Source organism: Paracoccus sp. (in: a-proteobacteria) (genome assembly GCF_047973135.1).
Lineage (GTDB): Bacteria > Pseudomonadota > Alphaproteobacteria > Rhodobacterales > Rhodobacteraceae > Paracoccus.
In genome coordinates this window covers 1-10,450 of the sequence record NZ_JBKEBL010000048.1, presented here as the reverse complement: position 1 = coordinate 10,450, position 10,450 = coordinate 1, and the positions used below count along the sequence as shown (strand labels likewise).

Here is a 10,450-nt window from a genome sequence, read left to right as displayed (position 1 = left end):
CCGCTGGCGCGATCCTGATCGCGATGGCGCTGAAGACATTCGACCTTGTCGTCGTCATGACACAGCGCGGGCCGGGGGGCGCGTCAGAGTTTCCGGCGACCTTCATGTATGACATGGCCTTCCGCCGCAACCAGCTTGGGATCGGATCGGCATCCGCGATCATGATCCTTTGCGCGGCGCTGATCGTCATCGCACCCGTCAACTTCATCGGAGGCAAGCGCCGTGGCCGCAGCGATTGAATACTTTGACGGTGGACGGTCTTGGAACCGCTGTCTTCTTTATGCCGACCTGATTTTCCTCGCGGCATTCTTTGTGGCACCACTGGTACTGATGATCACGACCTCGCTACGACCGGCGGATGAAATCGCCCGTGGCTCGATATTCGCATTGCCGGATGAGCTGACGCTTTATGCCTGGAAAAAGGCCTGGAGCGAAGCCTGCATTGGCACCCGCTGCGTCGGGCTCAGCGCCTTTTACCTGAATTCCTTCATGATCGTCATTCCCTCGGCGATCATCTCGACCGCGCTTGGGGCGATCAATGGCTATGCCTTGTCGAAAATCCGCTTTCCGGGCGCCAATGTCATCTTCGCGCTGATCGTATTTGGCGTATTTGTGCCCTATCAGGCAATTCTGATCCCGGCGGCGCAGGTGCTTGGGCTGCTTGGGCTGCTGAACAAGATCGCCGGGCTTGTTCTTGTACAGACGATCTATGGGATTCCGATCTGCACATTGTTCTTCCGCAACTACTACAAATCGGTGCCGGACGAATTGGTCAACGCGGCCACCATAGACGGCGCCGGCTTCTGGTCGACATTCGTCTATATCATCCTGCCGCTGTCGCCGCCGATCATCGCGGTCACACTGATCTGGCAGTTCACGCAGATCTGGAACGACTTCCTGTTCGGGGTGACCTTCTCATCGGGCGCGTCGCAGCCAGTCATCGTCGCGCTGAACAACCTGGTGAACACCACCTTCGGGGTCAAGGAATACAATGTTGACATGGCCGCAACGATCATCACCGCGCTGCCGACGCTGATTGTCTATGTCTTCGCGGGCAGCTTTTTCGTGCGCGGGCTGACCGTCGGGTCGGTGAAGGGATAAGCTATGACCACACTGAAAATCGACAATGTATCGCGCCGTTTCGGGGGCTTCACCGCGCTGGATGCGATCGATATCGAGGCCGCGACCGGCGAGTTCCTGACCCTGCTTGGCCCGTCGGGTTGCGGCAAGTCGACGCTCCTGTCGATCATCGCCGGCCTCGACCGGCCCAGCGGCGGCGCGATTGTCATCGACGGCGAAGATGTCAGTAGCACGCTGGCCCGCGACCGTGACATCGCGATGATCTTTCAGTCTTATGCGCTTTATCCGAACATGACCGTCGCCAAGAATATCGCCTTTGGTCTGAAAATGCGTGGTATTGCCCGCACTGAGCGTGACAAAGCCGTCCATGAAATTGCCCAGATGCTGCAGATCGAACCGCTGTTGCAGCGCAAGCCCTATCAACTCTCTGGCGGACAAAGACAACGGGTTGCCATGGGCCGCGCATTGGTCCGCAACCCGCGGCTGTTTCTTTTCGATGAGCCATTGTCAAATCTGGATGCGCAATTGCGGTCGGAAATGCGGATCGAGATCAAGCGCCTTCACCAAAAGCTGGGCGCAACCATCGTCTATGTCACCCATGATCAGGTCGAAGCGATGACGATGTCGACGCGTATCGTGGTGATGAATCGTGGCAAGATCGCCCAGATCGGTACGCCCTCGGACGTCTACGGCACTCCGGCCGATCTTTTCGTCGCGAAATTCGTGGGCTCGCCGGCGATGAACCTTATCCCAGGCAAAATCGAGACGGCGGGCCAGAACGTTGTGCTGCGAGTGGGCTCGAAAGCATTGCCGCTGCCCGCCGGTCCGGGCCTTGCGCATGGGCAGGAAATCACGTTGGGGATCCGACCCGAGGCTTTCCGGTCCGATCAGCTTGATGACGGCCTCAGCTTCGATGCAAACATCGAGGTACTTGAGCCGACAGGTGCCGATACTTTGGTCATTTTCCCCTTTGGGGGCGTCGAAATCACCGCCCGGGTCGAGCCGAAATCAGGCCTCCGTCCGGGGTCGCAGGCGCAATTTTTTGTCGCGCCAGATGCTGTGCATCTTTTCGACACGCAGACAGGCCTGCGCATCCCGCCCCCCTGAGGCACGAGGCGCAGGCATCGCAAAACCGTTGCCCAAAACCGGATTCAGACCCTGAAACGGCTGCGATACTGACGCGGTGTTTGCCCTTTCAGCACGCGGAACTGCCGGTTGAAATTCGCCAGCGAGCGATAGCCAACCGCCTCGGCGACGAAGCGGATAGGTTGCTCATCCGCAACCAGCATCGCGCAAGCAGCACCGATCCGCAGCCGCATGACATAGCCGGTCAGCGTCAAGTGCGTATGCCGCGTGAACATCCGATGAAAGGCAGACACGCTCAGCGCGGCAATCCCGGCCACGGTTTCGACCCGGATATCACTGCGATAATTGGCGTGGATATGCTCCAGCACCCGTTGGATCCGCGTTTCGCCCAGATCCGGTGCCGACAGCTCGACGGCAGGGCTGGTCAATTGCTCTGCCCCGTGGTCTTCTGCCAGCGCTAGCAGGATCGACATCAGATCCAGCAGCCGGTCAGCGGGCGGCTTGTCGAACATGGCCTCGATTTGCGGACGCACCGCTCGGGCGATCTGCGGCGAAAAGACCAGCCCGCGCGAGGCACGACCCAGCAAGACCGAGACGGCGCGCAATTCGGTCAACAATCCGGTCAGACCGCGCGCCCATTCCGGCTTGAACCAGATGACCATCACATTGTGCGGCTGATCCTCATCGACCTTGCCGGCCGAGGCCCAGGTATGCGGGATACTTGGCCCGATCATCACAAGATCACCGTCACCATAGGTCCCGACATGGTCGCCAACAAAGCGATGGCCGCGGGAGTTTGTCGTCAGGGTCAGTTCGTATTCCGGGTGATGATGCCACTCGAATGGAATCGACGCCTCACGCCCGACGCGGACCATCGACCAAGAGGCATCGTCCACGCTAACGACCTGTTCCAGATATGACTTCATGGCGCGGTCCAAACCCCCATGCGTATCGCGCAGTATGCCGCGATAACGCCAGAATAGTATCAATATCGGCCAGTCCTGCGCAACTGCCCGCGCGTGCCTCTCGCTAGGCTGAACCTTGCCACGCGGGAAGATCACAGAAGGAGGAGACCCATGACCCACGCGACCGATATCAAAAGGGACGATCATCCGACATCAAGCCGGGCCGTCACCCAACTGTCCGAGATCAGGAAAAAGCTGCCGCTGCGTGTGCTGACCGAAGACGAATTCACCACCTGGCAACGGCGCGGCTTTGTCATCGTCCGCAACGCCGTGCCGCCCGAAAATATCGAACGGCTAAAGGCCCTGCTTTGGGAATTCGAAGAAAAAGACCCTGTCGATCCGGCCACCTGGGACGTCGAGGCGCGCCGCGCCTATTCCAACGCGAATGTCACCAATCTGGGTTTTGTCGAAATCTATAATCACCAGTTCCTGTGGGACAATCGGATGCACCAGCGGCTTTATGACGCCTTTGTCGATATCTGGGATATCGAGGATCTGTGGGTTTCGATTGACCGAGCCAATCTGAACACCCCGAACACAGGTACGCGCGGGTCCGCAGGGTTCATCCACTGGGATGCCGACACCTCGCGCGATCCGTTGCCCGTCGCCGTGCAGGGCGTATTGTCACTGGTCCATCAGGATGGCGGCGATATGGGCGGGTTTCAGTGCGTCCCGTGGCTGTTCGAACATTTCGACGAATGGCAGGCAACCCAGCCCGACGACCGCGACCCGCATCAGCCGGATATGACAGGGATCGAGGACAAGCTGGAAAAGGTCGAATTGCTGCCCGGCGATCTGATGATCTTCAACGCCCTCCTCGCCCATGGCATCGCGCCAAACAGATCCCAGGACAAGGTGCGGATGGCGCAGTATATCTCAATGTTCCCGGCTGACGAAGCCGACCTGATTGAACGTGAAGCGCGCATCAGATCATGGCGCGAACGCACCCCCCCGGCCCGCGCCGGCTATGTCGGCGATCCGCGCGAATGGGAAAGAAAGCACGGCGCGACAGCGAAACTGACGCCGCTGGGCGAACGGCTTTTGGGGTTGAAAAGCTGGTATGGCGGCTGACCTTTAAGGGCAGGCACGCGACATGACACCTATCGAATGGCTTCGGATTGCGAGGCCATTCACACCTTATGCTCCCGCCAGGGCAATCGGCTCTCCGCGACGGTCGACCATCATCAGGCCAATGGCCCCGATGCAGCCAATGGCGCCGCCGATCAGCGCAACGGCCCCATATCCGCCCAGCATCGTTCCCACCAGAAACGCAAGCGCTGCCGCAAGATCGCCAATCAGCTTTTGCAGGGCCAGTAGGGCACCGGCGGTCCCCGGTCGCCCGTTCAGCAAATCCTGCAAGTAACTGATCTGCAGTCCCATGAAGACCGCACCGGATGCGCCTCCGACAAAGCTGAGCGCCCAGACCATCGGCGAAGCCGCCATGATCTGCAATGCGATGATATTCAGCGCATAGAACAAGCCGCCCATCGCCATCAGCATCGACCGCCTGATGCGCAGGCCCCACAGATGCATCGTAAGCATGACAGGCACCTCCCAGCCAGCGACCAGCCCGAAATACAGCGCGGCATCCCCCGTCGTCCGGTTGGGCGTCGTCAGGAAGATCAGCGGCAGAAGGGTCATGAACAGCGATATGACCGAGGTCATCGCGCCCATGCAAAGCAAGCGGATCACAACTGCACCGCGCAGAATTTCCTTGAAAGCTTGCCGGAAATTCAGCCCAGAAGGCACATCTGCCCATTTTGCCCGGCCCTGACGCGGCCAGCCGATGATCAATGCCACGGTCATGCAAAGGCTGATCGCGAACGCCCCGACATAGACCCCCATCAGAACGCCGCCCAGGCGGAAATACCAGTTCCAGACCAGCATCGCGGCAAGATAGGCGCCCGACATGCAGGCCCGGATCCAGGACAGGACGATCACGCGGCGATCTGGCTGATCCGACAGCGCCAAGCGCCCCAAGGCAAAGATCTGGCCCATCATCGCCATGGCGATGGGCACGGCGATGCCATGGCAGATGATGAAACTGACCGGGCGCGGCGCGATCAGCATCAGTCCAAGCCCCAGCGTTCCGCAGGCCGAGGTCGCAATCGCCAGAACCCGCCGGTTTGCAAAGCGATCGCTCAGGATCCCCAGGAACACAGCGGCGATCACGCCCGAAGCCGAGGCCAGCACCATCAGCGTCGCGAAAGTCGGCTCGCTCAGGCCGATTTCCTCGATCCCGATCACGGATTGGAACGGAAAGATCGACCCGCTGAACGCGCCGATCAGCATCATCACCAGCGCCGCAACACCCAGACCGGGCGTCCTTAGAATGATCGACAGATTAGACAATGCAGTACCCCCGACGGGGCACGATCAAGGATATACCAGATCGCGCGAGGCAAAGATCATTTCACACAAACCCTATGCCGGCAGATATATGCCAGCTGTCGCCCTGCACAGCTATAACGGCAGATGATGCGCGCAGAGGCGAATCCTGAACCGGCATTTCAGCCAGCGGCCTTCGCGCGCAAAAGCCCTGCCGCCTCGCCTTCCGTGAGGGCCGCCGGCGCAGCGCAGCCATGCGAAATGGCGACGATGCCGTCGGTTTCGGCGGCCTCCAATATGCCCAGCATCACTGCCAGCACATGCAGCGCCAGTTCGCCCGAGGCGCGATGCGGCCTGTCTTCGACGATGGCGCGGGCCATTTCGGCCAGCCCCAGCCCGCGATAATTTGCCGTGACGGGATTGCCGAAGGGATAGTTGATGCTGCCGAACACCAGATCCTGTGTCGGGATGACTCGCCAATCAACACGCTGCCCCTTCAGCGCGGCCTGCTCCGGGTCGTGCATGTTCAATTGCGGCTCGTTCGACGAAATCTCGACCGCGCCGCCAAACGTATCGGGATCGGGCACCCTCAACGAGGCGCCGGTTCCGTGCAGTTCAAACGGCAGCATCCCGTGGCGCCACACATCCCAACTGGCGATAAAGCTGATATTGGCGCCGCTTACAAAGCTGAGAACCGCATTCACGGTCGTAAACGTATCGACCGGAAAGGTTTTGCCCTTGTTTGGCCCTTCGGCGCCAAAGCGACGCGCGACAGGACTGATCTGACCTGTGGCGCGCACGGATTGCACCGGCCCCAGCAGGGTGATCAGCGTGGTGATATAGTAGGGTCCAAGGTCCAACACCGGACCGCCGCCCGGCTGATAGAAAAAGGCCGGGTTCGGATGCCAATGCTCCATACCCTTTGACATGATCGCCGCCGTACCGGTCAGGATCTGGCCAACCTCTCCGACATCAAGCGCCTGTCGCGCACGCTGGATGCCGGCGCCCAAAACCGTATCCGGCGCCGCGCCAACGCGCAGACCGGCCGCCGCCGCGGCACGCACGATTGCCGCGCCATCATTCAGGTTCGTCGTCAGCGGCTTTTCGGAATAGACATGTTTGCCGTTGGCGATGGCCGCCATCGAAACCTCGGCATGAACCCCGGGAATGGTCAGGTTCAGCACCGCATCGATGTCATCAGCCGCCAGCAGCGCGCCGACCGTCATTTGCCGCAACCCGAATTTCCCGGCCAACCTGTCCGCCGCCGCCGGGATCACATCCGCACAGGCGACAAAGTCAATGTCCCGGAAAAGCGGGCCGTTTGTCGCATAAATATCCGAGATATTCCCGCATCCTATTATTCCGACGCGCATTTTTCCCCCTCATCTCGCTGTGATCCGAAACGCTCAGGCACCAGCAGACAGATAGCCCGCTGGCGCTGATCGCCGCACGAAATCCAGCCGATCCGCCGCCTGTTCCGGGCGCAGCGCGTGAAGGATGATCGAACCGTCATAGCCCGACGCCGCCAGCAGCTGCAGATAATAGGGATAGTCCAGCTTGCCATGACCGGCCGCGACATGCCCCGCCTCGCCATCCCGGTCCAGATCCTTGGCATGGGCCAGAACGATATCCGCCCCCAGCAGATCAAAGGCCTCGTCCAGCTTTTCGCGCATTTTCGGCAATTCGCCCTTTTGAAAGATATTGGCGCCATCCATGACGATTTTCAGCGCTGGCGAGGCGATGCTGTCCAGCAGCCGGCGCGCCTTGGCGACGGTGTTCACGGTGTTGCCGACCTCGGGCTCGATCCCCAGCACAATCCCGTGTACCTCGGCGGTTCGCACCGCGCGCTCGACCGTCAGCAGCAGATCGGCCCAGGCCTCGGGCGAGTCGCTGTCGGGATGACGGCGCCACATGTTTTCAGGATCGCGCGATCCGGTGCACAACGTGACAACGCCTGTGCCGAAATGGGGCGCCGCCGCAATCAACCGATCCAGCGCCCGCGCGCCTGCCTCGCGTTTCAGCGGATTGGGATCGATCATGTTATAGGTTCCCGACAGCGCCGAAAGCTCTAGCCCATAGCGCACAAAGCCCTCACGAACCGCTTGCACCTCATCGGCGCGGAACTCGGCCGGAAAAATTTCGCCCAAGGCGTTAACCAGATCGAACTGCACCCCGCTTGCGCCAGCGGCGCTGATCACAGAAAGGTTTTGATCAAGGCTGGCATCGGGGAATTCAGGCGAAAGAAGTCCAAGTGTAGCCATATGTAATTTCGCCTTTTCTGCAATGAAATCTGTCTTCTTCAGGGTCGCTGCGCTGCCGGATTCATCTGACCGGAAGCCCGCCGAACTTGCGGCGATCCTTAAATTGTCTTATACTAAGACAAAATAACGAACAAGAGAGAAAATCATGCATGGAAGGACGCTTTCTGAAAAGATGCTGACCTTCGCGCGCTATCTGAAAAGCGCCGATGACCTGATCACGGGGCCGGATATTACCAGCCTGCGCGCCGGCACCAGCGCGCTGCGTCGGCAAACTGACCGCCATACCCCACCCGTGTGGCGGATTGATCAGGACCGGTTTGAGGGGATCGATTATAACATCTATCGCCCGCAGGACCGCGCCGCCGCCAAAGCCGCAGTCTTTCTTCATGGCGGCGGCTTCAGCCACCTTGATACCGAGGTTTATGATCCGATCCTGCGGCGCTTCGCGCTTGAGGGGGATATGGTGATCATCGCGCCGAACTATCCCCTCGCGCCCGAAACCCCGTTTCCCGAAAATATTTATCGTTGCGAGCGTTTCCTGCAGCATATCCAGACAAAGGCCAAATGCCTTGGAATCGACCCTAGGCTGGGTCTGATGGGGGATTCCGCCGGGGCCAATCTGGCGCTTGGCTGCGCGTTGATCCAGCGGGATGCAGGTCGGACAAGGCTCAGCCGTCTGGGGCTGATCTATGGTGCGTTCGATCTGGTGACCGAACGGGAATCGCATCGGCTTTTCGGGTCTGGCGATCTTCCCCTGACGACCCAGGCCATCCGGGCAAGCCGCGATCTCTATATCCCCGACCCGTCAGCGCGAAACGCCCCGCTTGCCTCGCCGATCTTTGCCAAGCTGTCGAACCTGCCGCCGACCTTCCTGTGCATTGCCAGTCACGATCCGCTCTTTGATGAAAACATCGAGATGGCGCGCCGCCTTGGCCTTGGTGGTGTCGATGTAACTGCGCGGATTTATCCCGGAACCATCCATGGTTTTCTCGAGGCGGACAGCGTCTCGGGCGATGCTTCGGCGCGATTGGCTCTGACCGAAATCGCCCGTTTCATGGCCGCCTGACACAGGCTGTCAGCCCGTGGCCCTGCCCGTTTCTCCGATCTGGGGCAAAGCGAAAAGCTGTTCACGGACCAGCGCCGCCGCACCCATCAAGGCCGTCTCGGGTCCGGAGGACAGCACCCTGATCTCGGGCACTTGCAGGCCCGGCATCATCCAGTCGCGCAGATGCCCTTGAATTTGGTCCCCGACCTGACTGAACACCGGCGCCAGCGCGCCCATGACCGCGATACGCGCAGGGTCGAGAAGATAGATCGCGTCAAGCAAACCACGCGCGATCACCTCGGCCCAGGGCGCCAGCGCTGCCGTATCAACCTCATCCAGCAGACCGGCTTTTGCCCGATTGGCAATCTCTGGCGGCAACAACGACTGCGCCATCTGCTGAAAATTTCGGCCCGGGCGACCGGAACCGGGTGCCATCTGGATCAGGCCAATCTCGCCGGCGATCCCCTGCACACCCCTGTCGACGACGCCGTTTCGCATATGCACGCTGCCGATACCTGCCGGCGTCAGCAGTACGAAGAACATGTTGTCCTTGTCCGGCGCCGACAATTGGCCCGAATGCCCCATGGCGAAAGCGACCGCGTCGTTGCTGCAGCGAATGATCCGGCCATCTGGCGCGGCATCTTCCAGCATCGACTGAAACGGAACATCAGACCATCGGCGGCTTCCCGGGATCGTCACCCGACCAGTTGGGGTGATGATCCCCGGCATGCTGATGCCCAGACCAAATAGCCGACCCGGCGCTGCCGCGGGCAAAAGTTCTTCCGTCTTTTGCGTGATCGCCTGACACAGATCTTCGGGGGTATTGGTGGCCAAATCGAAATCGGCCCTAAGCGAGGCCAGTTTCGTCAAGGTGAAATCCACCAGCGCGACGGTGAAATGATCGCCCTCGACCTCGACGCCATGAAAATGCGCCCCCGCCGGGTTCAGCGAAACCGGCAGCCCGGGCCGGCCCTTGCTGTCACCGCCCGCGTTACCCGTCGTTGTGACCAAACCTTCGGCTTCCAACTCGGCAATCGCATAGCCGACCGTGGTCCGCGTCGTCCCAAGCGCGCGCGCAAGATCGGCCCGCGACATCGGCCCCGTGTCGCGCAACAGGCGCAGGCAGTTGCGCACATTGACATGGCGCAACATCTTGGCCGTATTCATCGGCTTTTCAGTCTCCATCGGACGATATCCCGCTGACCATGGAACTGCGTTAAGCAGCCACGCCGCCTGAAATCAAGCATGCGCCCCGACAGGACAGGCATCTTCACCGCACGGTTCGCAGCAGAAAGCCTCTTGCGGCGATAAAATTTTTAGCGCCACAATGTCAATGAGACGGAAGGAAGGTCGTGGATCGCAGCCTTTCCTCCACGGCCTTGACGGATCGGAACCAACAAGATGAACGCGGCAGAATTCGGCGACAGCGATGTGACCATCGTCGGGGCGGGGCCAAGCGGTGCGATTGCGGCCCAGCTCATGTGGACGGACCCTAGGGTCCGTGGACATGAGGGATTCCTTAGCTGCGTGATTTCTGATTCAAGTCTCACAGATGGTGGCTTGAATGGACGAGCAGAGGGTTGTGGGAACGGATGTGATTTGGCTGCGCATTGAGCCGCAGTTACCAGGCACGAAAACCGACTGCGGGGTAACGGGGAAAGACAAGCGGCTGTTTCTGGAGGCGG

Annotated in this window: 9 protein-coding genes and 1 pseudogene; 5 read left to right on the top strand and 5 right to left on the bottom strand. The window is 60.4% G+C overall.

Features of this window, described 5'->3' with window-relative positions; genetic code table 11:
• The 3 genes and pseudogenes from ACK5L9_RS04750 to ACK5L9_RS04740 form a co-directional block, all read left to right on the top strand.
• Nucleotides 1–239 (top strand): annotated as a pseudogene (locus tag ACK5L9_RS04750) (sugar ABC transporter permease); the annotation flags it as partial.
• Nucleotides 223–1,101, top strand: coding sequence for a carbohydrate ABC transporter permease (locus ACK5L9_RS04745; RefSeq protein ID WP_416910303.1), 879 nt, complete (start codon nucleotides 223–225; stop codon nucleotides 1,099–1,101). The pseudogene ACK5L9_RS04750 and the gene ACK5L9_RS04745, both read left to right, overlap by 17 nt.
• Nucleotides 1,102–1,104: 3 nt before the next feature.
• Nucleotides 1,105–2,187 (top strand): ABC transporter ATP-binding protein, encoded by a 1,083-nt coding sequence (locus ACK5L9_RS04740; RefSeq protein ID WP_416910302.1) that lies wholly within the window; start codon nucleotides 1,105–1,107, stop codon nucleotides 2,185–2,187.
• A 44-nt stretch (nucleotides 2,188–2,231) separates the two neighbouring features.
• On the opposite strand, the gene ACK5L9_RS04735 is transcribed toward ACK5L9_RS04740, so the two are convergent.
• Nucleotides 2,232–3,092 carry a helix-turn-helix domain-containing protein gene (locus ACK5L9_RS04735; protein WP_416910301.1) on the bottom strand — a complete coding sequence of 287 codons (861 nt, stop codon included), beginning with the start codon at nucleotides 3,090–3,092 and terminating at the stop codon, nucleotides 2,232–2,234.
• A 150-nt stretch (nucleotides 3,093–3,242) separates the two neighbouring features.
• Here ACK5L9_RS04735 and ACK5L9_RS04730 point away from each other — a divergent pair, with 150 nt between their 5' ends.
• Nucleotides 3,243–4,202, top strand: a complete 960-nt coding sequence (locus ACK5L9_RS04730; protein WP_416910300.1) for a phytanoyl-CoA dioxygenase family protein — start codon at nucleotides 3,243–3,245, stop codon at nucleotides 4,200–4,202.
• A gap of 66 nt (nucleotides 4,203–4,268) precedes the next feature.
• On the opposite strand, the gene ACK5L9_RS04725 is transcribed toward ACK5L9_RS04730, so the two are convergent.
• The 3 genes from ACK5L9_RS04725 to ACK5L9_RS04715 all read right to left on the bottom strand — a co-directional run bounded on the left by ACK5L9_RS04725 (nucleotide 4,269) and on the right by ACK5L9_RS04715 (nucleotide 7,720).
• Nucleotides 4,269–5,483, bottom strand: coding sequence for a hypothetical protein (locus ACK5L9_RS04725; protein ID WP_416910299.1), 1,215 nt, complete (start codon nucleotides 5,481–5,483; stop codon nucleotides 4,269–4,271).
• Between the two features lie 158 nt (nucleotides 5,484–5,641).
• Entirely contained in the window at nucleotides 5,642–6,832 is a 1,191-nt protein-coding gene (locus ACK5L9_RS04720; RefSeq protein WP_416910298.1) for a Gfo/Idh/MocA family protein, read from the bottom strand.
• A gap of 33 nt (nucleotides 6,833–6,865) precedes the next feature.
• Complete coding sequence (locus tag ACK5L9_RS04715) at nucleotides 6,866–7,720, bottom strand: sugar phosphate isomerase/epimerase family protein (protein ID WP_416910297.1); 855 nt, start codon at nucleotides 7,718–7,720, stop codon at nucleotides 6,866–6,868.
• Between the two features lie 145 nt (nucleotides 7,721–7,865).
• Here ACK5L9_RS04715 and ACK5L9_RS04710 point away from each other — a divergent pair, with 145 nt between their 5' ends.
• Nucleotides 7,866–8,786, top strand: a complete 921-nt coding sequence (locus ACK5L9_RS04710) for an alpha/beta hydrolase (protein ID WP_416910296.1) — start codon at nucleotides 7,866–7,868, stop codon at nucleotides 8,784–8,786.
• 9 nt (nucleotides 8,787–8,795) lie between these two features.
• Here ACK5L9_RS04710 and ACK5L9_RS04705 read toward each other — a convergent pair whose 3' ends face one another.
• Complete coding sequence (locus ACK5L9_RS04705) at nucleotides 8,796–9,932, bottom strand: ROK family protein (protein WP_416910295.1); 1,137 nt, start codon at nucleotides 9,930–9,932, stop codon at nucleotides 8,796–8,798.
• Between the last annotated feature and the right edge of the window lie 518 nt (nucleotides 9,933–10,450).